Origin of the sequence: Streptomyces paromomycinus (genome assembly GCF_003865155.1) — a bacterium.
Lineage (GTDB): Bacteria > Actinomycetota > Actinomycetes > Streptomycetales > Streptomycetaceae > Streptomyces > Streptomyces chrestomyceticus.
The window spans coordinates 6669375-6692680 of sequence record NZ_BHZD01000001.1 but is presented as its reverse complement, the minus strand read 5'-3'; the positions used below and the strand labels follow the sequence as shown (position 1 = coordinate 6692680).

Below are 23306 nucleotides of genomic sequence, written 5' to 3'. Positions count from 1 at the left end.
CTGGTGTTGAACCGGTCGTACTGGGCGGCGAACGCGTCGTCGTACACGATGGAGGCCACCCCGGCGGCGGGGCGCAGACCCCAGTCGATGGCCAGCCCGTGCGGTGCGGCCACCTCCTTGCGGAAGAAGTCGCGCAGGGTCAGACCGGTCGTCCGCAGCGTCAGCTCGTCCAGGAGCCAGCCCAAGGTCCAGGGCCCGTAGAGGAGACGGGGCGCCGGCACGGGTGCCTGGCCGGCGAGGAGCTCGGCCATCAGCCGCGCGTCGCCCAGATCGCCCAGATCGACGACGCGGCTGGTGATCGCGGGCAGGCCGGCGCTGTACGTCGCGCAGTCGCCGACGGTGACGTGCTCCTTGCCGTGCGCCGCGAACTCCGGCCAGTAGCGGGCGACGGGCTCGTCGAGCGCCAGGACGCCGGCGTCGCACAGCCGCAGGAGGGTCGCGGCGATGATCCCCTTGGAGCCGGAGAAGATCTGTGCCCTGGTCTGCTCGGTCCAGGCACGGCCGGTCGCCTCGTCCGCCGTGCCGCCCCACAGGTCCACGACGGCGCGGCCGTGGTGGTAGACGGCGAAGGCCGCGCCGGTCTCCACCTCCCGCAGATTCGTCTCGAAGCAGGCGCGGACGCCTTCGAAACCGGCTGCCGTGTAGCCGTTCACCTGGGTGCCGGTCATACCGCGGCCTCCTGGAGTTCGTCGGCCGCCGGGGCATGGGCGGCGACGAACGCGACGCCGGCCGCGATCTCCGCGGGCGTCACGTCGTTGACGAAGACGTGCCCGCCGATGCCGCGGGTGAGCGGCAGCCGCTGCAGTCCGTCCCGGTGACGCACGGTGTCCTCCAGGGCCCTGCACAGCAGGTCGTGGTTGCCGAGCGCGTCGTTCCACGGGTTCAGTCCGAGCCCGCGCATCGCCCTGAGGACCCGTACGCCCTCCTCCTCGCTCATCAGGCCGCGGCCGACGGAGAGGCCGGTGGTGAGGGCCATGTCGACGGCCACCGCCTCGCCGTGCAGGAGTTCGGCGACCGAGTGCATCTCGACCGTGGGGCTGAAGGTGTGCCCGTAGTCCACACAGCGTTCCAGGACCGCTTCCCAGAGGTTGGGCTGCAGTTCCTCCAGCATCAGGTGGATCGACTCGTAGGTGATGTACTCGGCGAGGTCGGCGTGGAAGGGGTCGTCGAACAGGGACCGTGTCCCGCACCGCGCGGCACGCTCCAGCGAGGTGAACAGCGCGTCGGACTTCACCAGGGCGACCTTGAGGATCTCCGCCAGGCCGTTGCTGAGATGCCGTGCCGGGAGCGTGCCGAGGAAGCTGGTGTCCAGCAGGCTCAGCAGCGGCTGGGCGTAAGTGCCGATACGGTTCTTCCCGGACCGGTGGTTCACTCCGGTCTTCACGCCCACGCCCGCGTCGATCAGGCCGATCAGCGTGGTGGGGATACGGACGTACGGGGTGCCGCGCCGGTAGATGCTGGCGGCGAACCCGACGACGTCGCACAGCACGCCGCCGCCGATCGCGATGACGGGCTCCCGGCGCCGGTCGACGCCGAAGTCGTCCATGGCCGCGAGGACGGCCTCCACGCTGTTCCAGTCCTTGACCTGCTCGTGGGCGTCGAGGACGAGCTTGGCCGCCGCGAAGCCGTGCGCCGCGAAGTAGGCGTCGATGGCCTGGCCGTACAGGGTCTCGACGGTCCGGTCGACGATCAGCAGCCGTCGGTCGCTGGGGGTCCCGGAGCCGGTCACGCAGTCGCGGAGGGCACGGGCCAGGTACGGGTCCTCGACGGCCAGCAGGTCGCGTCGTACGAGGACCTCGTAGGACACCTGCTTGACCGCGTCGACCCGCCAGCGGCCGCCGGGGCGGCGGCTGAGCTCGTGTCTGTAGGACGGGGTCGTCGGGGTCGGGGAAGGCATGGGAATCTCCATCGGTTCAAGGTGTGTCGGACTCCGTTGTCCGACGGAGGGCGGAAAAGGTCTGTCGCGCGCTCAGGTGCCGGCCGGTGCGCCTGCCTCGACGGCGGCCGCACGCCGCGCCTCGGCGCGGGGGCCGTAGGTACGCACCAGGTACCAGGCGAGGGCGGAGGCCAGGGCGGCCGGGGGCAGCGCGAGGAGCGGGAGGTGCTCGACGGCGCGGCCGGAGTTCAGGTAGGCGGAGCCCAGCCAGCCGGCGGCGGCGATCCCGATGTTGAAGGCGGAGCTGTTGAGCGCCAGGGCCAGGTTGGGCGAGAGCCCCTGGGAATTGGTGGCGACCCAGGTGTTCAGCGCCGGGAAGGTGGCGAAGTAGGCGAGTCCGACGAGGACGGTGAGGACGACGGACCCGAGGGTGTTGCCGGACACCAGGGCCAGCAGGGCCAGTACGAGGAGCGTTCCGGTGACGGTGGCGGCCATGGCCTGGACGACCTTGCCGTTGGCCAGCCGGCCGCCGAGCGTGTTGCCGAGGATGCAGCCGATCCCGTACGCCAGCATGATCCATACGAGCAGCGAACCGTCGACCCCCGCGCCCTGGGTGAGGAACGGCGCCACATAGGTCACCACGGTCAGCGCCGCCATACCGGTCAGCGCGGTGGTCACCGCCCCGAGGACGACCTGGGGGCGGCCCAGCCCGCGCAGGCTGGCCAGCTTGCCGCCGGCCGGATCCGGGGAGGGGGCGTCCGGGTCCGCCGGGAAGGCCACGAGCACCACCGCCAGGCTCACCGCGGCGAGCACCGCCACCAGCGCGAAGGCGGCCTGCCACGCGAGGTGCTGGCCCACGAAGACGCCGATCGGCACACCGAGCACGGTGGCCACCGACAGTCCGAGGGTGATGGTCGCCGCGGCCGACGCCTCCTTGCCGGGCTCGGCCAGCCGCATCGCCGTGGTCATGAAGACCACCATGATGGTGGTGTGCACCAGCCCGGTCAGGACACGGGCGACGACCACGACGGTGAAGGAGGTGGAGACCACCGCCAGCACCGAACCGGCCAGGTACAGGGCGATCGACAGGGTCACCAGCTTCTTGGCTCCGACCCCGTCGAGGAACAGGGTCACGACCGGCCCGGCCACCGTGACCGTACCGGCATAGGCGGTGACCAGCAGCCCCGCCGACCCCTCGGTGACCCCGAGGCCGTGCGCGATGTCGGGCAGGATGCCGGCCACCACGTTCTCACTGGTACCCAGAGCGAAAGCCCCGATGACAAAAGCCACGAAGAGCAGCTTTCTGGCTGTTTCTCGGCTGCCTAGCTGAATCATGGCGGTGACGCTATAGCCTGACATGATGTGAGGTGCTAATCACTGAACGTGTGACGTGAGCCACGGGCCGCAGGAGCAGAATCCGCCGCGGTGCGGTTGTTCGAGTACGGCTCGACGCCGGGCGCGACCGGGTCGCCGACACCCTGACCCAGCCGGGCGCGCGGCCGTCCGGTGCAGCCGTTGCTCCCGGGGCCGCGGACGCGTCCGACGCCGGGACGGCATCCCACCACCGCCCCTTCGGACGGACGGCAGCCCGCCCCTTCGGATGCACATGGGGCCCACAACGCGCGAATGCCTTCAACAGCAGGCCAGTTGGAGACCTGAACCTCCCAAGCCCCGAAACCGGTCGGCATGCCGTACAACGTGGGCGACCACTACGAGACCACCGGCGCTCTCGGCGCGGCGCCGCTGGAGCGGGCCGCGCGTACCGTCGTGGACGAGACGGGGTCGCTGGGCGCGCGGTTCGTAACCGAGGTCGACGACACCCCGTGCATGAACCGCAGCCCGCAGAACAGGAATGCGTGGCCCCGGCATAAAGCGCGGATCCCGTCCAGACGGTCAGGCCGTGGCCTGGATACGGACCCACCCGGCCCGGCCGGTCGACCTCACCACCGGGCCACCGACCGGCGAGCACGTGACCGGGACGATGACACCCGGAGCGTGGTCCCCGCGCGCACGGAACTGATCCGAACGCCACGGAAGGCGGGACCTTCGATGCCCCCTCGTCATCGGCCGGCCGATCGTCGCCGACGCGATGGAAATATCCCGCCGCCGCCTGATCACCGGCCGCCCGGCCTCATCGGCGGCCGCCGGGCCTCGTCGGCGCCGTGCTGTCATCGCATACGGCTTTACCGCCGTCCGACCCTTCCCCGGAAGGACGCAAGCGGGGCACGTCACATCGCCGCCCTCGGAGCCGCGACGGTCGCGACAGTGCTTCTGGCTGCGAGACGGGCAACACAGGCCCTGGCCGAGTGAGGATCACAACGAGTTCTCGTTCGTCCCGGGTCGGGTGCCTTCCCCAACAACCGTGGGCGCATCAACCACGACTTCCACCCCGGCGCCACTCCAAAACCCCAGATCACCAGGAGATCGGAGTCTCGACCGGGCCACACAGGCCCACGTCTGCCTCACCACTCCGAGGCAAACGCCGCACGCAATCGGCCTCTCCGACCACGTTCGCGCAGGTCAGAACGATTCTTTGGTGGGGCGGGTGGGACTCGAACCCACGGCCGACGGATTATGAGTCCGCTGCTCTAACCGGCTGAGCTACCGCCCCGATACGGCGCGCCGCGCACATTTGTGCGCGCCGTCTGCCGCAGCATAGCCGCTCATACGATCTGTTGCGCGGGTGGGTCCTCGTTGGGCGGCCATGCACGTCCAAGAGGACTTCGACTGCCGGGTGTTCGGTTCCCGCGCACAGAAAAGAGGACCCCCTCGGGGGTCCTCTTCCGTCCTGCTCCCCCGACTGGACTCGAACCAGTAACCCTCCGGTTAACAGCCGAATGCTCTGCCAATTGAGCTACAGGGGACCGAGCTCCCCCGACTGGACTCGAACCAGTAACCTGCCGGTTAACAGCCGGCTGCTCTGCCAATTGAGCTACAGGGGAATGCTCTGTGTGCCTCGAATGCACTCCGATCCGGGGGCTCCGGACGGCGTGCGCTCGCTGCTGCACATACATTAGCGCAAGCAGGGGGGTGCTCCGCCAATCGGTATGGCCGCGGGTGGTCCCGGATGATCTTCTGGTCCGCGGGTAGGCGGGCAGCACAGCCCCGCGGCCCGCGGGCAGACGGGCAGCTCAGCCCGGTGGACGCGCGGGTGGACGGGCGGTACGGCCCGGTGGGCCCCTGCACAGTGCGCGCGAGCGAGACCGACGAGAGGGAAGGTGGAGCGACGATGCGCTACCGGCTGACGTTCATCACGGGACTGGCCATCGGATACGTGCTCGGCAGCAAGGCGGGCCGGGAGCGGTACGAGCAGCTCCGTAAGAGTGCCCGGCGGATCGCGCAGAACCCGGCCGTCCGGAACACCGCGGAGTCCGCCGCGCTCGGCGGCCGCGAGGTGGCCACCAAGGCGTTCGACAAGGTGTCCGCCAAGGTCGGGGACCGGATGCCGGGACCTGTGGCGGAGCGCATCCGTGCGCTGCGCGAGCAGCGCGGCAGCGGTGAGGACGACTGGGGGACGAGCAACACCTGAGCGAAGCCCCGTCGACATCTGAGCGAAGACTCGCCGAGACCTGAGCGAAGACTCGCCGAGACCTGAGCGAAGACCCGCCGAGACCTGAGCGAAGACCCGCGCGGACGGCCGGGGAGAACCGGTCGCCCGCGCGGACGGCCGGGGAGAACCGGTGACCCGCGCGGACGGCCAGGGAGGACCGGTGACCCGCGCGGACGGCCAGGGAGGACCGGTCGCCCGCGCGGCGCCCCGGCCCTGGCCTCGTGCCCGGCCGCCTGCCCCAAGGGTGTGAACCTGGCAGCCGTCCCGTCCCGTCCATGGGGCATCATCTGGGGGCATGGGGATAGTCGCCGGGCTGGACAGTTCGTCCGAGAGCACACGGATCGTCGTCTGCGACGCGGACACGGGTGCCGTCATCAGGCAGGGGTACGCGCCGCACCCCGCCGAAAAGGGACACGAGATCGACCCGCAGGCGTGGCTGATGTCACTCGGCGAGGCCGCGGGCAACGGGCTGCTGGAGGGTGTGCAGGCGATCGGGGTCTCCGCCCAGCAGCAGGGGCTGCTGCCGCTGGACGCGGACGGTGCTCTCGTGCGGGCGGCGCTGGTCGGGAACGACAAGCGGGCGCAGAGCGCGGCGGCCGACCTGATCGACGCGCTCGGCGGGCGGGCCGCCTGGACGCAGGCCGTCGGTGCCGTGCCGCACGCCGCGCAGCCGCTGACGAAGCTGCGCTGGCTGGCGCGGAACGAGCCGGCGAACGCGGCGCGGGTCGCCGAGGTCCTGCAGCCGCACGACTGGCTGGTGTGGCAGCTGCTGGGGCGCCCGGCGCGGCGTACGACGGACCGGGGCGGCGCGTCCGGCACCGGGTACTGGTCGGCGGCGGCCGGTGCGTACCGGCCGGATCTGGTGGAGCTGGCGCTCGGGCACCAGGTGCGGCTGCCGGAGGTGCTGGGGCCGTCCGGTACCGCCGGGTTCACGCCCGAGGGGCTGCTGATCTCCGCCGGGACGGGCGAGACGATGGCCGCGGCGTTCGGCCTGGGGGTCGGTGCGGGTGACGCGGTGGTGTCGCTGGGCGCCTCGGGCTCGGTCTTCGGCATCCATCACGAGGCGCTGGCGGACTCCAACGGCACGATCACCTCGTTCGCCGACGCGACGGGGATGCATCTGCCGGTGGTGCACACGAGCAACGCGGTACGGGTGCTGCGCGGCACGGCCGAGATGCTGGGCACCGATCTCCAGGGGCTGTCCGAGCTGGCGCTGAAGTCGACGCCCGGCTCGTACGGCATGGTGCTGCTGCCGTACCTGGAGGGCGAGCGGACGCCGCACCTGCCGCACACGGCGGGCTCGCTGCACGGGCTGCGGCGGGAGAGCATGAAGCCGGAGCATCTGGCGCGGGCGGCCTTCGAAGGCATGCTGTGCGGTCTCGCGGACGCGCTGGACGTGCTGCGCGGGCGGGGCGTCGAGGTGCGCCGGGTGTTCCTGCTGGGCGCGGCGGCGGAGCTGGGCGCGGTGCAGGCGGCGGCGCCGGGACTGTTCGGTGCGCAGGTCGTGGTGCCGCAGCCGGCGGACTACGCGGCGCTGGGCGCGGCGCGGCAGGCGGCCTGGGCGCTGGGCGCGGCGCACGGCACGCTGGCTCCGCACGAGCCGCCGCGCTGGCCCGCGGCGGCCAGCCAGGTGTTCGAGCCGGGTGAGGACCTGCCGGTCGGGCAGGCGGTGCGCCAGCAGTACATCGCGGTGCGGGAGGAGAGCTACGCGGGAGCGTTTCTCTCCGCACAGTGAGGAGGAGGTAAGGGACTCAGGGGGCGAACAGCCTTCAGTCCAGGTAGCCCCGCAGCTGGTCCGCGAAGGCGTGGTCGCGGAGTTTGTTCAGGGTCTTGGACTCGATCTGGCGGATGCGTTCGCGGGTGACGCCGAAGATCCGGCCGATCTCCTCCAGGGTGCGGGGGCGGCCGTCGACGAGGCCGTAGCGCAGCTGGACGACCTTGCGTTCCCGTTCGCCGAGGGTGGACAGGACCGCTTCGAGGTGTTCGCGCAGGAGCAGGAAGGCCGCCGACTCGACGGGGGACGCGGCGTCGCCGTCCTCGATGAGGTCGCCGAGGGCGACGTCGTCCTCCTCGCCCACGGGGGCGTGCAGGGAGACCGGCTCCTGGGCCAGGCGCAGCACCTCGCTGACCCGTTCGGGGGGCAGGTCGAGCTGGGCGGCGACCTCCTCGGGGGTGGGCTCGTAGCCGCGTTCCTGGAGCATCCGGCGCTGGACCCGGACGACCCGGTTGATCAGTTCGACGACGTGCACCGGGACGCGGATCGTGCGGGCCTGGTCGGCCAGGGCGCGGGACATGGCCTGGCGGATCCACCAGGTGGCGTAGGTGGAGAATTTGTAGCCGCGGGCGTAGTCGAACTTCTCCACGGCGCGGATCAGCCCGAGGTTGCCCTCCTGGACGAGGTCGAGCATGGTCAGGCCGCGGCCGACGTAGCGCTTGGCGACGGAGACGACCAGGCGCAGGTTGGCCTCGATGAGGCGGCGCTTGGCCATCCGGCCGAGGACGACCAGCTTGTCGAGGTCCAGGGCGAGTTGGGAGTCCAGGTCGGGGGCGAGCCGCAGCCGTTCCTCGGCGAACAGGCCGGCTTCCACGCGGCGGGCCAGTTCGACCTCCTCCACGGCGGTGAGCAGCGGTATCCGGCCGATCTCGCGCAGGTACTGGCGGAACAGGTCGGAGGAGGGGCCGCCGGCCTCGGCGCGCGGCGGCGGCTCCGGGGCGATCTCCTCCACGAGGATTTCGGGCGCGGGCGGCTCGGCCTGCTGCGGCACGGTGGCCGGTTCCGCGGCCGGCGCGTCGGCGAGGGTCCGGGTCTGCACGGGGGCGACCTCCAGTGTGATCGCTGCTGAGGCGGCGGAAAGGCCGGGACCGTCTGCGGCCGAGCCGCTGTCCGTCCCGTACATCAAGAGCGGTTCCGCGGGGGTTTCCGGTTCCGTACGTCCGGACCCGCCGCGCTCCGAGGACTCAGGCACCGCTCCTCAGTGTGGAGTACGACACAGTCCCGCCACGAGGGGCGTGCGGGCACTTTTTGGGTCCGGACGGTGACCGGGCGGCTACGGCGGGGTGGGTACGGGGATGCGGGTGCGGGGGTGCGGGGGTGCGGGTACGGGGATGCCGGGCGTTCGCGGCCGTGTCCCGGGCAGGGGGCCGCACGCCACGCGTCCACGGCCGCCGGGAGCGCGTACGGGCCCCTTCGCGCGGGCGGCGGCTTTCCGGTGCCCGCCTGCCGGTCCCGGGCGGTTACAGCGCCGCGTAGCCGCGTTCGCGGAGGGACTGGCCGTACTGCTGGAGGACCCAGAGTTCGTTCTGGACGGCGGCCAGGTGCTGGGGGTCGGCGTTCGGGCCGAGGCGCTGGAGGGCGCCGCGGATCTCCGTGACGCGGCGGTTGACGGCGGCCAGCCGGACGGCGACCAACTGGACGCCCGCGTACGCCTCGTCGGGGTCGCGGCGGGTGTGCAGCGGCTCCACGGCCAGCTCGGTGACCATGGCGCGGACCGTGTCGTCGGGGGCGGCCTCGCGGACCCGGGCGAGGTAGGTGTTGTCGCCCCCGGCGGACAGGGCGCCGCCCGCGTCCTCGATGCAGCGGCGCACGGTGGCGTACGGGGGCGCGGTGAACTCGTCGGCGCCGTACGCGTCGAAGGCGGGCGAGACCAGGTCGGGGCGCTGGAGGGCCAGCTTGAGCAGTTCCCGTTCGACGCGGTGGGCGGGGCTGCGGAGGTTCAGGGCGGGGCCGCGCGGGCCGGCCGGGGCCTGGGCGGCCTCGGGGGCCTGCGGTCCGGCGCGGCGGCCCGTACGGGACGGGTCCTGGCCGTCCCGGCCGCGCTCGCGGGCCCAGCGGGCGAGCTGGCCGACCCGGCGGACGACGAACTGGGTGTCGAGGATGCCGAGCATCCCGGCCAGCTGCACGGCGGACTCGTGCTGGATGGAGCTGTTCTTGATATTGGCGACGATGGGCGCCGCCTCGTCGAGGGCGGCGGCGCGGCCCACCGTCGTGTCGAGGTTGTGCCGGGCGACGACCTGGCGCAGCGCGAACTCGAACAGCGGCGTACGGGACTCCACCAGGCCGGCGACGGCGGCGTCGCCCTGGGCCAGGCGCAGGTCGCAGGGGTCCATGCCGCCGGGGGTGATGGCGATGGAGGTCTGGGCGGCGAACTTCTGGTCGTCCTCGAAGGCGCGCAGCGCGGCCTTCTGGCCGGCCGCGTCGCCGTCGAAGGTGAAGACGACCTCGGAGCCGGAGTTGTCCATCAGCAGCCGGCGGAGGATCTTGATGTGGCCCTCGCCGAAGCTGGTGCCGCAGGTGGCGATGGCGGTGCGGACGCCGGCCAGGTGGCAGGCCATGACGTCGGTGTACCCCTCGACGACGACCGCCCGGTTGGTCTTGGCGATCTCCTTCTTGGCGAGGTCGATGCCGTACAGGACCTGGGACTTGCGGTAGAGGGGCGTCTCCGGGGTGTTCAGGTACTTGGGGCCGTTGTCGTCGTCGCGCAGTTTGCGGGCGCCGAAGCCGACGACCTCGCCGGCGATGTCCCGGATCGGCCACATCAGGCGGCCGCGGAAGCGGTCGATGGGGCCGCGGCGGCCGTCCTGGGAGAGGCCGGAGAGGATCAGCTCCTGGTCGCTGAAGCCGCGGCCGCGCAGGAACCGGGTGAGGTGGTCCCAGCCGGCCGGGCTGTAGCCGACGCCGAAGTGCTGGGCGGCGGCCTGGTCGAAGCCGCGGTCGGCGAGGAACTTGCGGCCGATCTCGGCCTCGGGGCTGTCGAGCTGCTCGGTGTAGTACTGCGCGGCGATCTTGTGGGCCTCGACCAGGCGGGTGCGCTCGCCCTGCTGGCGGCCCGGGGCGTAGCCGCCCTCCTCGTAGCGCAGCGTGATGCCGGCCTGGGAGGCGAGGCGCTCGATGGTCTCGGCGAAGGAGAGGTGGTCGAGCTTCATGATGAAGTCGACGACGTCCCCGCCCTCTTGGCAGCCGAAGCAGTGGTAGAGGCCCTTGGCCGGGCTGACGTGGAACGACGGGGACTTCTCGTCGTGGAACGGGCACAGGCCCTTGAGGTTGCCGCCGCCGGCGTTCCGCAGCTGGAGGTACTCGGACACGACGGCGTCGATCGGGACCGCGTCCCGCACCGCCTTCACGTCGTCATCGTTGATCCTGCCAGCCACCCCTGAATTCTACGGGTGGGGTACGACAGTCCCCGCCGGGCCCGCCCGGCGGCGGGCGACGGGCCGTCCGGAAACCGGCCGGAACGCCCGGTACGCCCGGGACGGCGGCCCTCAGGCCATCAGCTCCAGAAAACGGTCCAGCCCGATGTTGCCGCCCGAGATCACCACCCCGACCCGGCGCGGCAGCGGGTCGACGGCACCGGCCAGCAGGGCGGCCAGCGCGGTCGCCCCGCTCGGCTCGGTGACGATCTTCAGCCGTTCGAAGGCCAGCCGCATCGCGGCCTTGATCTCGTCGTCGCCGACCAGCACCACCGAGTCCAGCAGCCGCCGGTTGATCGGGAACGTCAGTTCGCCGGGCTCCGGCAGCGCCTGCCCGTCGGCGATGGTGCGCGGTACGGGGATGCGGACCCGCTCGCCGGCCGCCAGCGAGCGCCGGGTGTCGTCCCCGGTCTCCGGCTCGACGCCGATCATGCGGATGCCGGGGACGAGCGCGGTGGCGGCGACGGCCGAGCCCGCCGTCAGGCCGCCCCCGCCGACCGGGGTGAGCAGGGCGTCCAGCGGGCCGGTCTCCTCGATCAGCTCCAGGGCGGCGGTGCCCTGCCCGGCGATGACGTGCGGATGGTCGTACGGCGGGATCAGGGCGAGGCCGCGTTCGGCGGCGAGCCGCGCACCGATCGCGGCCCGGTCGCCGGTGTAGCGGTCGTACGTGACGATCTCGGCGCCGTAGCCCTCGGTCGCGTCCCGTTTGGAGCGCGGCGCGTCCTCCGGCATGAGGATGACGGCGCTGCTGCCCAGCTCCCGGGCGGCCAGGGCGACCGCCTGGGCGTGGTTGCCGGAGGAGAACGCCGCGACGCCGCGGGCGAGCTGCTCCGGCGCCAGCCGCGACATGGCGTGGTAGGCGCCGCGGAACTTGAAGGCGCCGGCCCGCTGGAAGTTCTCGCACTTGAGGTGCACCTCGGCGCCTACGAGGGCGTCGAGGGTGCGGGAACGCAGTACGGGGGTGCGGTGGACGACGCCCTTGATGCGGGCGGCGGCGTCCTGGACGTCGTCGAGCGTGACGGTGGCTCCGCTCACGGGTGGGTGTCTCCCTGGGCGTCGGCTGCGGTGCGGGGGGCTGCTGCGCCGGGCGCGCGGACGCGCCCGGCGTCCCGGGCTCAGAGCAGCGAGTCCAGGGCCACCTGCGGATTGGCCAGCGCGTTCGGGTCGAGGGCCCGGCCCGAGCGGATGAGCTGCTGGATCGGCCCGGTGACGTCCCACATGTTGACGTTCATGCCCGCCAGCAGCCGCCCCTCGCTCAGCCAGAAGGCGATGAACTCGCGCTTGCCGACGTCGCCGCGGCAGACCACCTGGTCGTACGAGCCCGGGGGCGCGTAGCCGGAGTACTCCAGTCCGACGTCGTACTGGTCGGAGAAGAAGTAGGGGATCCGGTCGTAGGTGACGTCCTGGCCGAGCATGGCGCGGGCCGCGGCGGGGCCGCCGTTGAGGGCGTTGGCCCAGTGCTCGACGCGCAGCCCGGCCGGTTCGCCGTCCTCGGCGGACAGCAGGGAGTACGGGAAGGCGGCGATGTCACCGGCCGCGTAGATGTGCGGATCGGAGGTGCGCAGCGCGGCGTCCACGGCGACGCCGCCGCCGTGTGCCGGGTCGACCAGGGTGAGCCCGGCCTGTTCGGCCAGGGAGGTGCGGGGGGCGGCGCCGATCGCGGCGAGCACGTCGTGGGCCGGGTGCTCCTCGCCGTCGTCGGTGCGCGCGGCCAGCACCACGCCGTCCTGTCCGGCGATCTCGGTCAGCCGGGCGCCGAAGTGGAAGCGGACGCCGTGCTCGCGGTGCAGGTCGGTGAAGAGGCTGCCCAGTTCGGGCCCGACGACGCTGTGCAGCGGGGTCGGCTCGGGTTCCACGACGGTCACCTCGGCGCCGTACGAGCGGGCGGCGGCGGCGACTTCCAGGCCGATCCAGCCGGCCCCGGCGATGACGAGGTGGCCGTTGTCCCGGCCGAGGGACTGCAGGACGCCGCGCAGCCGCTCGGCGTGCGCCAGGCGACGCAGGTGGTGGACGCCGACCAGGTCGGTGCCGGGGATCTCCAGGCGGCGCGGCTCGGCGCCGGTGGCCAGCAGGAGCTTGTCGTACGCGATCAGCGTGCCGTCGCCGAGCCGGACCGTGCGGGCCGCCGGGTCGAGGTGGACGGCGGGCTGGCCGAGGTGCAGTTCGATGTCCGCGCCGGCGTACCAGGCGGGCTCGTGGACGAAGACGCTGTCCCGCTCCTCCTTGCCGAGCAGGTACCCCTTGGAGAGCGGGGGGCGCTCGTACGGGTGGTCGCGCTCGTCACAGATCAGTATCACCCGGCCGGTGAAGCCTTCCGCACGAAGGGTCTCGGCGGCCTTTGCCCCGGCCAGGCCACCCCCGACGATGACGAACGTCTGGTGTGCGTCGACCACTTGCTTCCTCCTCGCTGCGGCGCGGTGCGTCCGCGTCCGTGAACGCCCCCGGTCGTGCCCCCGTTCTCCGTTCTACCCCCCGCAGTGCTTGCGCCGCCTACTGCCCGGCGCGGGCGGCCGCGTGTCCCCGCCCGGTCGTGCGACGCGGCTCTGTCATATCGCGTTCCGCGGCCGTCCACCCCGGCGTGTCGTCGTGCACCTGTTTTTGTTTCCCCGGTACGCCGCACTCAAGCCCGAGCGTCCCGCAGCGGGCGTGCCGCGGGAAGAGGGCCCGTTGCCCAGGGGGCGCGCCGGTCCCGTCCATGGTGGCCCGGCGGCGCGGGCGCCGCTGGTCAGAGCGTGCCCCGCGGCCGGGTGAGCCGGGCGTGCAGGGAGCGTGCCGAGGCGTCGGTGAGGGCGGCGATCTGGTCGATCAGGGCGCGCATCCTGGCGGTGTCGTCGCCCGCCGCCTCGGCCCGGTCGTACAGGGCGCGGAACTGCGGGTCCAGGCCGTCGGGTGCGCGGGCGACCAGTGCCTCGGCCAGTTCGGCGATGACGACGCGCTGGTCGGCGCGGAGCGCCTCCTGGTCGGGGCGGCGCATGACGTAGCGTTCCGCGACCGCCTTCAACACGGCGCATTCCAGCCGGGTTCCGGGCGGTACGACGAGCCGGGCGCGGTGCCGGGTGAGTCCCCCGGTGCCCGGCCGGCCCGGGAGGTGGCCCCACTCGGCGCGGGTGGCGGTCTCGGCGGCGAGGCAGAAGCGGCCGATGAGCTGGCTGGTGGCGTCCTTCAGGCGGGCCTGGGCGACGGCCGTGCCGTCGTAGCCGTGCGGCCACCACTCCTGGTCGAGCAGGCGGTCGAGGGCTTCGCCCAGTTCCGCCGGGTCGGCGCCGGGCGCGTAACGTGCGGCGGCGATCGCGAACACTTCGGCACGTTCGGGCTCGGCGAGCAGGCAGTTCGGGTCCAGGTAGCCGGCGTGCAGGCCGTCCTCCACGTCGTGCACCGAGTACGCCACGTCGTCGGCCCAGTCCATGACCTGCGCCTCGAAGCTGCGGGCCGCCTCCGGCGCGCCCTGCCGGAACCAGGTGAAGACCGGCAGGTCGTCCTCGTAGACGCCGAACTTGGCCGAACCGGGGTCGGTGGGGTGGCCGCCGCGCGGCCAGGGGTACTTGGTCGCGGCGTCCAGGGCGGCGCGGGTGAGGTTGAGGCCGACGCTGACGGCCGTGCCGTCGGTGTCGGGGACGAACCGTTTCGGTTCCAGGCGGGTGAGCAGCCGCAGCGACTGGGCGTTGCCCTCGAAGCCGCCGCAGGGCGCGGCCACCTCGTTCAGCGCCTGTTCGCCGTTGTGCCCGAACGGCGGGTGGCCCAGGTCGTGGGCGAGGCAGGCGGTCTCCACCAGGTCCGGGTCGCAGCCGAGCGCCGCGCCGAGTTCGCGGCCGACCTGGGCGCACTCCAGGGAGTGGGTGAGGCGGGTGCGCGGGCTGGCGTCCCACAGGTGTTCGGTGCTGCCCGGGGTGACGACCTGGGTCTTGCCCGCGAGGCGGCGCAGCGCGGCGGAGTGCAGCACCCGGGCCCGGTCGCGTTGGAAGGCGGTGCGGCCCGGGCGTTTGTCGGGCTCGGGGACCCAGCGTTCGGTGTCGGCCGCTCCGTACCCCGTACCGTTGTGGCCCGCTTCGCGGCCCGTCGTTCGTGTGCCCGTCATACGGTGACGGTAGCCGCCCCGAGGGTGTCCTGGACGCACCCGCCGCGGGCGGCGAGTGCCTGGTCGTAACGGTGCAGGACCAGCCGGGCCAGCGCGGGGTGGTCGCCGAGCGGTGCGGCGGCGGGCCCGGGGGCGGCCGCGGCGCACTGGGCGGCGAAGCGGCCGGGCGCGGCGAAGCAGGAGGCGAGGGCGGGCCGCCGGTGGCCGCGGGCGGCGAGGGCGCGCAGCGCGGCGGGGACGGAGAGCGGGGTGCCGGGCGGGCCGTCGTCCGTGGGGGCGGAGGCGTAGGCGGGCAGGACGGGTACGCCGCCGAGCCGATGGGACAGGAGCCGCGCCGTACGGGCCGTGTCGGCGGCCGATTCGGGCGCGCGCGACCCGGCGGCGGCCAGGACGACGGCGTTCGGCCGCCGGGCGCCGGCCTCTTCGAGGCGGGCGTGCAGGGCTTCGGCGAGCAGGGGGTGCGGGCCGAGCGGGCGGGCGAGGCGCGTCACGAGGTGCGGCGCGTCGGCCAGCGCGGCCGGGATGTCGTGGTCGGCGTGCAGCCCGCGGGCCAGCAGCAGCGGTACGGCGACGGCCTGGCCGTCCAGTTGCGCCAGGGTGTCCGGGAGCAGAGGCGCGTTCAGCTCGATGTGACCGAGGCGGACGGCGAGTCCGGGGCGCAGTTCCCGTACCCGGTCCAGGAGGGCGGTGACGGTACGCAGCGCGGCGGGGTCGCGGCTGCCGTGCGCCACGGCTACGAGGGTGGGGCGAGGGGCGTCCGGCGGACGGACGGGACGAGGGGCCTCCGACGGGCGGAAGGCCGGGGGCCGCGGGGGCAGGCCGCGCAGCCGGACCCGGCTGAGCCGGTCGCCGAGCTGGGTGCTGAACTCCGTCATGAGCTGCGCCGTACTGTCGAAGGGGACCGCGGTGCCCGAAGGGGCCGCGGGCGGCGGGGGCGGGGTCGACGCCTTCATGGGGGAGCCTGGCAGCCGGGCGTTGCCGGGCCGTTGCGCGGATGTGACGGCTGGTTTCCGGTGGCTGACGGGCCGCCGGGGGCGGGCGTGAGGGGTCCCCCGGCCTCCTCACCTCCCCCGTACGGGCACCGTGAGGCACGCTTCCCCGGCTCGTAACGCCGCCCCGGACCGGCGGAAACACAGGCGGCGCAGGCTGGCCGTATGAACGCCGCCACCCCCCGCACCACCGCCACCCCGGCGGCCCCGGCCACGGTCTCGGCCCCGCTCCCGGACCCGGGCGAGCCCGTGGACACCCACTGTCCGTACTGCTCCCTCCAGTGCGGCATGGGCCTGCGCCGCCTCCCTGCGGGCACCTCGGACGCCCCCGCCGAGGTGGTGGAACGCCCCGCCTTCCCCGTCAACCGCGGCGCCCTGTGCGGCAAGGGCCGTACCGCCGCCCGCCTGCTCGCGCCGGGCGCCCGGCTGACCGAGCCGCTGGTCCGCGACCCGGCGACCGGCCGTCTCGTACCGGCGGACTGGGACACCGCCCTCGCGCGGGTCGCCGCGGGCCTGTCCCGCACCGGCGCCGCGCACGGCAAGGACGCGGTGGGCGTCTTCGGCGGGGGCGGGCTGACCAACGAGAAGGCGTACGCGCTGGGCAAGTTCGCGCGGGTGGTGCTCGGCACGTCGCAGATCGACTACAACGGCCGGTTCTGCATGTCCTCGGCCGCCGCCGCACACCAGCGGGCCTTCGGCCTGGACCGCGGGCTGCCCTTCCCGCTGGCCGACATCGCCCGCACCGGCTGCGTCGTCCTGGTCGGCTCCAACCTGGCCGAAACCATGCCGCCCGCGCTGCGCTACCTGACCGAGCTGAAGGAGAACGGCGGCCGGCTGATCGTCGTCGACCCGCGCCGTACCCGTACGGCCGAGCAGGCCGACCTGCACCTGGCGCCGCGCCCCGGCACCGATCTGGCCCTCGCGCTCGGCCTGCTGCACCTGGTGGTGGCGGAGGGACGTACGGACGAGGAGTTCATCGCGGCGCGCACCAGCGGCTGGCCGGCGGCGCGGGCCGCGGCGATGGCGCACTGGCCGGAACTGGCCGAGCGTGTCACCGGCGTACCGGTCCCCCAACTCCGTGCGGCCGTACGGCTCTTCTGCGCGGCGGACAGCGCCATGGTGCTCACGGCCCGCGGGCCCGAGCAGCAGTCCAAGGGCACGGACACGGTCGGCGCGTGGATCAACCTGTGCCTGGCGACCGGCCACGCCGGCCGCGAGCACTCCGGGTACGGGTGCCTGACCGGCCAGGGCAACGGGCAGGGCGGCCGCGAACACGGCCAGAAGGCCGACCAGTTGCCGGGCTACCGGAAGCTGTCCGACCCGGCCGCGCGGGCGCACGTGGCGGAGGTGTGGGGCGTACCGCCGGAGTCCCTCCCGGGCCCCGGACGCAGCGCGTACGAGCTGCTGGACGCGCTGGGCCGGGACGTACGCGCCCTCCTCCTGATGGGCTCCAACCCCGTCGTCTCCGCACCCCGCGCCGCCCATGTCGAACAGCGCATCCGGGCACTGGACTTCCTCGCGGTGGCCGATGTGGTGCTCTCCGAGACGGCGACCCTCGCGGACGTCGTCCTTCCGGTGGCCCAGTGGGCCGAGGAGACCGGCACGACGACCAACCTGGAGGGCCGGGTCCTGCTGCGGCGCCGCGCCCTGCCCCCGCCTCCCGGCGTCCGTACGGACCTCCAGGTCCTCCATTCCCTCGCCGCCCTCCTCGGCTGGGAGAAGGGGTTCCCCGCCGACCCGGAGGAGACCTTCGACGAACTGCGCCGCGCCTCGGCCGGCGGCCCCGCCGACTACGCCGGCATCACCTACCGCAGAATCGCCGCCGAGGACGGCGTCTTCTGGCCCTGCTCCGGCGAGGACCACCCCGGCACCCCGCGCCTCTTCCTGGACCGTTTCGCGACCCCCGACGGCCGGGCCCGCTTCGCCCCGGTCACCCACCGCCCGGCGGCCGAGGAGCCCGACGACCGCTACCCCGTGGTGCTGACGACCGGCCGGGTGCTGGCCCAGTACCAGTCGGGCGCCCAGACCCGCCGCGTCCCGGAGCTGGCCACCGCGGCGCCAGGGCCGTACGTGGAGATCCACCCCCGGCTCGCCCGGCAGTACGGCATCGAGGACGGCCGGTTGGTCGCGGTGGTCTCCCGCCGCGGCCGGGCGGTGGCTCCCGCCCGCTTCAGCGAGGCGATCCGCGCGGACACCGTCTTCATGCCCTTCCACTGGCCGGGCCCCGGCCGCGCCAACACGCTGACGAATCCGGCGCTGGACCCGGTGTCGGGGATGCCGGAGTTCAAGATGTGCGCGGTACGGCTGGAACCGGTGGAGGAATCGTAGAGGCGAAGGCTCGCGCCTTTACGGCGTACAGGCCTCGGCGATCGAGACGCTGTTCTCGTAGAGGTGGTGGCGGGTGATACGGCCGTTCTCGACGGTGAGGCGCAGGGCGAACGGGCCCTCGAAGGTCTTGCCCGTCGCGCGTACGGTTCCCGAGACGTGGCCCGTCAGGACGGCGTCGGTGCCGTCGACCAGGAAGGCGTCGACCGAGGCGCGGGCTTCCTCGGGGACGGTGTGGGCCGCCAGTTCCTCCGCCTGGGCCGCGCATTCGGCGCCCGTGGTCCGGGGGCGGATCCACGGGACGGCGGGGTTCTCGGCGAGCAGCCAGTCGACCTCGTCGGCGAACAGTTCCGTGAGCCTCCCGGTGTCCCCGGCCATCCGGGCGGCGAGGAACTGCTGCACGACGGCCCGGGTGGTATCGGCGACCGGTGTCCCGTCCGTGGCCGTACCGGGGGCGCCGGCGGTGGGATCGGCGGTGGGGTCGGCGGTCATGGCGCTCTCCTCGCGGGTGCGGCCGGGCCCGGCGGGGGTTCCCGCCGGTGCGTCCGATGCTGCCGTGGGCGGGGAGGCCGGTCGATTACCCCGGAGGTAAGGGGACGGACCGGCGCCCTCAGTGGTGCCACATCTTCCCGTCCACGTTGTGGATCATCCGCTGGAGCACCTTGAGCGTGCGGACGTACTCCTCGTCGCTGATGCCGTCGTGGATCCGGGCGCGCATCTCCACCTGGAGAGCGGCGCAGGTGGCGTGCAGGGCCGCGCCGTCGGCGGTGATGTGCAGCCGGTCGCCGTCGGCGGCGGCGAGGCCGCGGTCGAGGAGATCGTCGGCGGCCACGCCGATGCCGTCGGCGCCGGTGTCCAGATAGCCCTTGAGCATATCGGCCACCTCCGCCCGGTCGCGGCCGCCGGCGTGGCCCACGAGCTGGTTGAGCACCCACCACTGGGGCTGGCTCAGACCGTGGCGGGCCAGCCCGGCACGGATGTGGGTGACGGCCGCCGTGTGGGCGGCCCAGGCCCAGTAACCGATGGGCTGGCCGGCCAGTGCGGCGTCGTCGTGCGAGTACTCCATGGTGGTGCCTCCTCCGTCCGTCGCGAGCCGCTGCGGGCTTCGCGTCCGATGAGGAAGAACCTAGGAACTCAACCGCACTTGAGGTCAACGGTGGCGCCGGTCACGCGGCCGGCAGCCGGGGACGGCCGTGCCCTGGCCCGGCCCGACCAAGCCCGGCCCGACCCGGCCCCCGGTCACCCCCGCCCGTGCGCCTCGACCTCCTTGAGGTACGCCTCGCGGGTCGGCTCGTCCAGGAAGGACGCGCGGAAGGAGTTGCGGGCGAGGGTGCGCAGGGTCTCCTCGTCCAGGTTCAGGGCGTCGCGTACGGCGGTGAAGTTGTCGTCGGCGTAGCCGCCGAAGTAGGCGGGGTCGTCGGAGTTGACGGTGACCAGCAGGCCCGCTTCCAGCATGGCGGGCAGCGGGTGGTCGGCCAGTTCGCCGATGACACGCAGCCGGACGTTGGACAGCGGGCAGACGGTGAGCGGCACCTGGTCGGCGACCAGGCGGGCGACCAGCTTCTCGTCCTCCAGGCAGCGCACGCCGTGGTCGACGCGGTCCACGCCCAGGACGTCCAGTGCCTCCCAGACGTACGACGGCGGGCCTTCCTCGCCCGCGTGCGCCACGCACTTGAGCCCGGCCTCCCGCGCCAGCGCGTAGACCTCGGCGAACTTCGACGGCGGGTGCCCGACCTCGGCCGAGTCCAGGCCGACGGCGGTGATCCGGTCGAGGTAGGGGCGGGCCGCCTCGAAGGTGGCGAGGGCCGACTCGGCGCTCTCGTCGCGCAGGAAGCACATGATCAGGCGGGTGGTGATGCCGTACCGCTCCTCGGCGGTGTCCAGGGCGCGCGTCAGGCCCTCGATCACCGTGCCGACGGGCACGCCGCGCGCGGTGTGCGCCTGCGGGTCGAAGAAGATCTCCGCGTGCCGGACGCCCTGTGCCTGCGCGCGGGCCAGGTAGGCGTGGGTGAGGTCGGCGAAGTCGTCCTCGGTGCGCAGGACGGCCATCAGCGCGTAGTAGAGGTTCAGGAACGACTGGAGGTCGCTGAAGGAGTACGCGCGGCGCAGTTCGTCCTCGGTGGCGTACGGCAGGGTGACGCCGTTGCGCTCGGCGAGGGCGAAGGCCAGCTCGGGTTCCAGGGTGCCTTCGATGTGGAGGTGCAGTTCCGCCTTGGGGAACGGGCCGTCCGCCGCGTTCTGGGCCGGGTCCGGGGCCGGGGAGGTGGGGGGCACGCTGGGATCACACCTGTCTGCTGCTGGGACTGCCGGGGCTCCCGGGTCCTGTGTGGTTCGGGGAAGTCGTCCAGATTAACGGGGCGGCGGCGCCGGGTGAGCAGCCGGGGCGGCCGTCCGGCGCGCCGTTCCCGCAGCTCTTCCTTACGCGCGCCGCTCCCCGGCGGGCCTGGAGAAGACGTTGACGGCCTCCTCCGTGTGCTTCACGTACTTCTTGTGCTCGTGCTCGTCCGCATGGGCGCGAATCCACACATCCAGGGGCCGGGGCGAGTCCCAGACGTCGGAACGGGCTCCGCACGGCGCGTCCTCGACGGGCGTGACGCATTCGGCGACGTGCTTCCGGATGCCGGTGATCTGGAGGTCTGTACGCGTCGGGATGGGAAAGGTCATGGCCGTGCCTTCGCGTCGGGGGTGGTCGGGGGCGGCGTCACTGCCGCCGCCGGTGCGCAGGAAGAGCACGCCGTCGTGCCCGCTGGAGCGCATGAGCCGGGTGAAATCTTTCCGGCTGGAGCCGGGGTTCGGGCTGGTCACTCGCGGTCCTCCGTTCCTCTCCGTGTTCGTTCAACTACCGGAGGGGGCCAGAATGGGCCTACGGTTGCCCCGTCTTCAACGTTCTGGAAACGGAGGGCATGTTGGTCAACCTCAAGGAGCTCAACCCGGAGGCCGGGCCGAAGGCGGCGTACGGCGCGCGTCTGCGCAGCGCGCGGGAGGCGCGCGGATGGAAGCAGGACGACCTGGCCGCATGGATCGGTTACTCGGGCAGGCATATCTCGGCGGTGGAAACCGGACGCAAACCGCCAACGCTCCGCTTTTCGCGCGCTGTCGACACCTCCCTCGGACTGGCGGGAACCACCGAATCGTTCGAACGCGCGTGGGCGGAGATCCGTAACGGCAGCTTGCTGGAAGGCTTCCCGGAGTACCTGGGGCAGGAGGCCCGCGCGGCGGAGATCCGGCTGTTCGAAGTAGGAGCGATTCCCGGGCTGCTCCAGACACCGGAGTACGCGAGCGCCCTGGAAGAGGGCAACGTGCGGCGGGGCACGATCAGCCCTGAACAGGCTTGTGAACGCGTCGACTTCCTGGTGGCGCGTCAGGCATCGCTGGTGCGGCGCGTCGCTCCCGTGGTGATCGTGGTCCTGGACGAGAGCTGCATCCGGCGGCCGATCGGCGGGCCTGCCGCGATGGACGCCCAGTTGGCCCGGCTGGTCGAGTTCGCCGACCAGCCGGACACCACTCTCCAGGTGGCTCCCTTCGCCATGGGCGAGCGGCGGCCGTTCAACCGGCTCGTGAACCTGCTGACCCTGCCCGATCGATCCGTGATGTCCTACGTCGAGTCGGAAACCCAAGGCCTTCTGGATCGGGAACTGACCTCCGTCCTACCGCTGGTGAAGGCCTACCATCAGCTACAGACGGCCGCACTTTCCCAAGCAGAGTCAGTAGCCATGATCCAGCGCATACGAAAGGGCACCTCGTGACCACCGACCGCCAAACCCTCATCTGGTCCAAGTCTTCCTACAGCGGCAACGGTGGCTCCTGTGTCGAGTGGGCCCCGGCGCAGGCGACCACCGGCATAGTCCCCGTCCGGGACAGCAAGAACCCGAACGGCCCCGTTCTCTCCGTCCCCACCCGTGCGTTCGCCGAGTTCGTCGCGGGCGTCAAAGGTGGCGCGTTCTCCGTCACGTGATGTGGCGCGGTCGCGTTGCCCGGGCTTGAGCCCCGCCGCTCCCACCGGAGTGGCGGGGTTTTCAGCAGGTGCGTCCGCTCGGCCATTCGCCGCCGTGTACGGGCGTGCCGGACGCGCGCAGGTGGTCCGCTAGCGGTTCGGCGGCCACGTACACCCAGGCCCGTACGGTCCGGCCGTCCGCGCACTCGGCTCGCCGCACCACCCGCTCGTAGAGGTTGCCGGGGCCGCCCGGTACGTATCCCTCCAGCCGGTCCAGGGCGGCGCGCACGGCGTCGTGGACGTCCGCGCGCGGCGCTATGAGGTCGCCGTGCACGACAGCTTCGACGGGGCCCGGAACGGCGTACGGGTAGCCTGGCCCCTCGTACAGCGAGACGCCTCTGACCAGTGCGGATTCCTCGGCCGTCGTGCGGCCGCGCAGGCACCGGGCGTAGTTGGCCCGGCCGGGGCGCAGCGTTCCGTAGACGAAGAACGGCAGGCGCTCGGGCTCGGTGGTCATCCGGGCGGGCTCCTTCGTGTGCGGTTCGGGGCGGGGACCGGCCCCGGGTTCCCGCAACCATGCCAGGCCTCGGCGCGTCGCTGCTTGCGGTGGCAACAAGAACAACGGGGGCAACAGATGACACAGCAGGCACAGCCGGAAGGGCGGCTGCGGCGCATCCGGAGCCGGGTGCGTCTGCCCCGGACGCGGCGCGGGCAGCGGCGGGCCTTCCAGGTCACCGTGCTGGCCTGCGTCCTGGCGCTGCTGCCGGCGACGTGGCTGAACGCCGCGGTGGCGTCCCGCATCCGTACGGTGGAGGACGTGCCCGCCGCGCCGGTGGCCGTCGTCTTCGGCGCGGGCCTGTGGGACGGTGAGCCGTCCCCGTACCTGGCGCACCGGCTGGACGCCGCCGCCCGCCTGTACGAGCGGGGCACGGTCCGCGCGCTCCTGGTGACCGGCGACAACAGCCGCGCGGACTACGACGAGCCGGACGCCATGCGCCGGTACCTGGTCGCGCACGGCGTCCCGACGGACCGGATCGTCAGTGACTTCGCCGGTTTCGACACCTGGGACTCGTGCGCCCGCGCCCACCGGGTCTTCGGCGTGGACCGGGCCGTCCTGGTGAGCCAGGGCTTCCACATCCGGCGCGCGCTGGCGCTGTGCGGTGCGGCCGGTGTCGACGCGTACGGGGTCGGCGTCGACGACCGGCACGATGTCACCTGGTACTACGGCGGGACCCGCGAGGTGTTCGCGGCGGCGAAGGCGGCAGCCGAGGCCGCCGTACGGCCCGATCCGCGCTTCCTCGGGCCGAAGGAGGACGGGGTGGCGGTGGCGCTGCGGTGACGGCGGCGCCGCGGTGTGCCACGGCAGGGTG

19 protein-coding genes, 3 tRNA genes and 1 pseudogene are annotated in these 23306 nt (G+C 73.1%); 6 read left to right on the top strand and 17 right to left on the bottom strand.

The window, feature by feature from the left end; genetic code table 11:
* Positions 1–92: 92 nt before the first annotated feature.
* The 6 genes and pseudogenes from OEIGOIKO_RS43590 to OEIGOIKO_RS28655 form a co-directional block, all read right to left on the bottom strand.
* Positions 93–668, bottom strand: a pseudogene (locus tag OEIGOIKO_RS43590) (serine hydrolase domain-containing protein); the annotation flags it as partial.
* The gene (locus tag OEIGOIKO_RS28675; protein ID WP_125056439.1) at positions 665–1897 is read right to left on the bottom strand and encodes a sedoheptulose 7-phosphate cyclase; all 1233 of its coding nucleotides are present in this window, start codon (positions 1895–1897) and stop codon (positions 665–667) included. The pseudogene OEIGOIKO_RS43590 and the gene OEIGOIKO_RS28675, both read right to left, overlap by 4 nt.
* 72 nt (positions 1898–1969) lie before the next feature.
* On the bottom strand, positions 1970–3166 hold the full coding sequence (locus OEIGOIKO_RS28670) for an MFS transporter (protein WP_218040010.1): 1197 nt from the start codon (positions 3164–3166) through the stop codon (positions 1970–1972).
* A gap of 1244 nt (positions 3167–4410) precedes the next feature.
* A tRNA-Ile gene (locus OEIGOIKO_RS28665) sits at positions 4411–4487 on the bottom strand.
* A 180-nt stretch (positions 4488–4667) separates the two neighbouring features.
* Positions 4668–4740 (bottom strand) — tRNA-Asn (locus tag OEIGOIKO_RS28660).
* Between the two features lie 5 nt (positions 4741–4745).
* Positions 4746–4818: transfer RNA gene (locus OEIGOIKO_RS28655), tRNA-Asn, on the bottom strand.
* Positions 4819–5105: 287 nt separating this feature from the next.
* Here OEIGOIKO_RS28655 and OEIGOIKO_RS28650 point away from each other — a divergent pair.
* A complete protein-coding gene (locus OEIGOIKO_RS28650) occupies positions 5106–5405 on the top strand; it encodes a YtxH domain-containing protein (RefSeq protein WP_125047183.1) in 300 nt (99 codons plus the stop codon).
* A gap of 316 nt (positions 5406–5721) precedes the next feature.
* Entirely contained in the window at positions 5722–7161 is a 1440-nt protein-coding gene (locus OEIGOIKO_RS28645; RefSeq protein ID WP_125056436.1) for an FGGY family carbohydrate kinase, read from the top strand.
* Positions 7162–7195: 34 nt separating this feature from the next.
* Here OEIGOIKO_RS28645 and OEIGOIKO_RS28640 read toward each other — a convergent pair whose 3' ends face one another.
* From OEIGOIKO_RS28640 to OEIGOIKO_RS28615, 6 genes are all read right to left on the bottom strand, one after another.
* Entirely contained in the window at positions 7196–8392 is a 1197-nt protein-coding gene (locus tag OEIGOIKO_RS28640) for an RNA polymerase sigma factor (RefSeq protein ID WP_031013466.1), read from the bottom strand.
* 268 nt (positions 8393–8660) lie between these two features.
* Entirely contained in the window at positions 8661–10574 is a 1914-nt protein-coding gene (dnaG, locus tag OEIGOIKO_RS28635; RefSeq protein ID WP_125056434.1) for a DNA primase, read from the bottom strand.
* A gap of 111 nt (positions 10575–10685) precedes the next feature.
* Positions 10686–11648 carry a pyridoxal-phosphate dependent enzyme gene (locus OEIGOIKO_RS28630; protein WP_125056432.1) on the bottom strand — a complete coding sequence of 321 codons (963 nt, stop codon included), beginning with the start codon at positions 11646–11648 and terminating at the stop codon, positions 10686–10688.
* 80 nt (positions 11649–11728) lie between these two features.
* Positions 11729–13006 (bottom strand): NAD(P)/FAD-dependent oxidoreductase, encoded by a 1278-nt coding sequence (locus OEIGOIKO_RS28625; RefSeq protein WP_125056430.1) that lies wholly within the window; start codon positions 13004–13006, stop codon positions 11729–11731.
* 332 nt (positions 13007–13338) lie between these two features.
* Complete coding sequence (locus OEIGOIKO_RS28620) at positions 13339–14688, bottom strand: deoxyguanosinetriphosphate triphosphohydrolase (protein WP_125056428.1); 1350 nt, start codon at positions 14686–14688, stop codon at positions 13339–13341.
* Complete coding sequence (locus OEIGOIKO_RS28615; RefSeq protein ID WP_125056427.1) at positions 14685–15641, bottom strand: sirohydrochlorin chelatase; 957 nt, start codon at positions 15639–15641, stop codon at positions 14685–14687. Before OEIGOIKO_RS28615 ends, OEIGOIKO_RS28620 begins: the two co-directional genes overlap by 4 nt.
* Before the next feature lie 201 nt (positions 15642–15842).
* On the opposite strand from OEIGOIKO_RS28615, the gene OEIGOIKO_RS28610 reads away from it, so the two are divergent.
* Positions 15843–18005 carry a molybdopterin oxidoreductase family protein gene (locus OEIGOIKO_RS28610; RefSeq protein WP_125056425.1) on the top strand — a complete coding sequence of 721 codons (2163 nt, stop codon included), beginning with the start codon at positions 15843–15845 and terminating at the stop codon, positions 18003–18005.
* A gap of 18 nt (positions 18006–18023) precedes the next feature.
* Here OEIGOIKO_RS28610 and OEIGOIKO_RS28605 read toward each other — a convergent pair whose 3' ends face one another.
* From OEIGOIKO_RS28605 to OEIGOIKO_RS43090, 4 genes are all read right to left on the bottom strand, one after another.
* A complete protein-coding gene (locus tag OEIGOIKO_RS28605; RefSeq protein WP_125056423.1) occupies positions 18024–18494 on the bottom strand; it encodes a nuclear transport factor 2 family protein in 471 nt (156 codons plus the stop codon).
* A gap of 118 nt (positions 18495–18612) precedes the next feature.
* Positions 18613–19068 (bottom strand): MarR family winged helix-turn-helix transcriptional regulator, encoded by a 456-nt coding sequence (locus OEIGOIKO_RS28600; RefSeq protein ID WP_125056421.1) that lies wholly within the window; start codon positions 19066–19068, stop codon positions 18613–18615.
* A 173-nt stretch (positions 19069–19241) separates the two neighbouring features.
* A complete protein-coding gene (locus OEIGOIKO_RS28595; RefSeq protein WP_125056419.1) occupies positions 19242–20276 on the bottom strand; it encodes an adenosine deaminase in 1035 nt (344 codons plus the stop codon).
* Between the two features lie 144 nt (positions 20277–20420).
* Entirely contained in the window at positions 20421–20807 is a 387-nt protein-coding gene (locus OEIGOIKO_RS43090; protein WP_246177570.1) for a DUF7848 domain-containing protein, read from the bottom strand.
* Positions 20808–20905: 98 nt separating this feature from the next.
* Between OEIGOIKO_RS43090 and OEIGOIKO_RS28585 the strand changes: the two genes are divergently transcribed.
* Both OEIGOIKO_RS28585 and OEIGOIKO_RS28580 read left to right on the top strand, forming a co-directional pair.
* A complete protein-coding gene (locus OEIGOIKO_RS28585) occupies positions 20906–21748 on the top strand; it encodes a helix-turn-helix domain-containing protein (protein ID WP_125056417.1) in 843 nt (280 codons plus the stop codon).
* Positions 21745–21957 carry a DUF397 domain-containing protein gene (locus OEIGOIKO_RS28580; protein WP_125056415.1) on the top strand — a complete coding sequence of 71 codons (213 nt, stop codon included), beginning with the start codon at positions 21745–21747 and terminating at the stop codon, positions 21955–21957. The genes OEIGOIKO_RS28585 and OEIGOIKO_RS28580 overlap by 4 nt, the downstream gene beginning before the upstream one ends.
* 61 nt (positions 21958–22018) lie before the next feature.
* Here the strand turns inward: OEIGOIKO_RS28580 and OEIGOIKO_RS28575 are convergent, their stop codons facing one another.
* Positions 22019–22453: a gamma-glutamylcyclotransferase family protein gene (locus OEIGOIKO_RS28575; RefSeq protein WP_125056413.1), complete on the bottom strand. Its 435-nt coding sequence runs from the start codon at positions 22451–22453 to the stop codon at positions 22019–22021.
* 117 nt (positions 22454–22570) lie between these two features.
* On the opposite strand from OEIGOIKO_RS28575, the gene OEIGOIKO_RS28570 reads away from it, so the two are divergent.
* Positions 22571–23275: a SanA/YdcF family protein gene (locus OEIGOIKO_RS28570; protein ID WP_125056411.1), complete on the top strand. Its 705-nt coding sequence runs from the start codon at positions 22571–22573 to the stop codon at positions 23273–23275.
* Positions 23276–23306 lie beyond the last annotated feature (31 nt).

What these genes read in the sequence shown, in the direction of transcription:
- OEIGOIKO_RS28675 (WP_125056439.1), bottom strand. Translation starts at nt 1,897, where the DNA reads ATGCCTTCCCCGACCCCGACGACCCCGTCCTACAGACACGAGCTCAGC.
- OEIGOIKO_RS28650 (WP_125047183.1), top strand. Translation starts at nt 5,106, where the DNA reads ATGCGCTACCGGCTGACGTTCATCACGGGACTGGCCATCGGATACGTG.
- OEIGOIKO_RS28645 (WP_125056436.1), top strand. Translation starts at nt 5,722, where the DNA reads ATGGGGATAGTCGCCGGGCTGGACAGTTCGTCCGAGAGCACACGGATC.
- OEIGOIKO_RS28620 (WP_125056428.1), bottom strand. Translation starts at nt 14,688, where the DNA reads ATGACGGGCACACGAACGACGGGCCGCGAAGCGGGCCACAACGGTACG.
- OEIGOIKO_RS28615 (WP_125056427.1), bottom strand. Translation starts at nt 15,641, where the DNA reads ATGAAGGCGTCGACCCCGCCCCCGCCGCCCGCGGCCCCTTCGGGCACC.
- OEIGOIKO_RS28610 (WP_125056425.1), top strand. Translation starts at nt 15,843, where the DNA reads ATGAACGCCGCCACCCCCCGCACCACCGCCACCCCGGCGGCCCCGGCC.
- OEIGOIKO_RS28605 (WP_125056423.1), bottom strand. Translation starts at nt 18,494, where the DNA reads ATGACCGCCGACCCCACCGCCGATCCCACCGCCGGCGCCCCCGGTACG.
- OEIGOIKO_RS28600 (WP_125056421.1), bottom strand. Translation starts at nt 19,068, where the DNA reads ATGGAGTACTCGCACGACGACGCCGCACTGGCCGGCCAGCCCATCGGT.
- OEIGOIKO_RS28585 (WP_125056417.1), top strand. Translation starts at nt 20,906, where the DNA reads ATGTTGGTCAACCTCAAGGAGCTCAACCCGGAGGCCGGGCCGAAGGCG.
- OEIGOIKO_RS28575 (WP_125056413.1), bottom strand. Translation starts at nt 22,453, where the DNA reads ATGACCACCGAGCCCGAGCGCCTGCCGTTCTTCGTCTACGGAACGCTG.
- OEIGOIKO_RS28570 (WP_125056411.1), top strand. Translation starts at nt 22,571, where the DNA reads ATGACACAGCAGGCACAGCCGGAAGGGCGGCTGCGGCGCATCCGGAGC.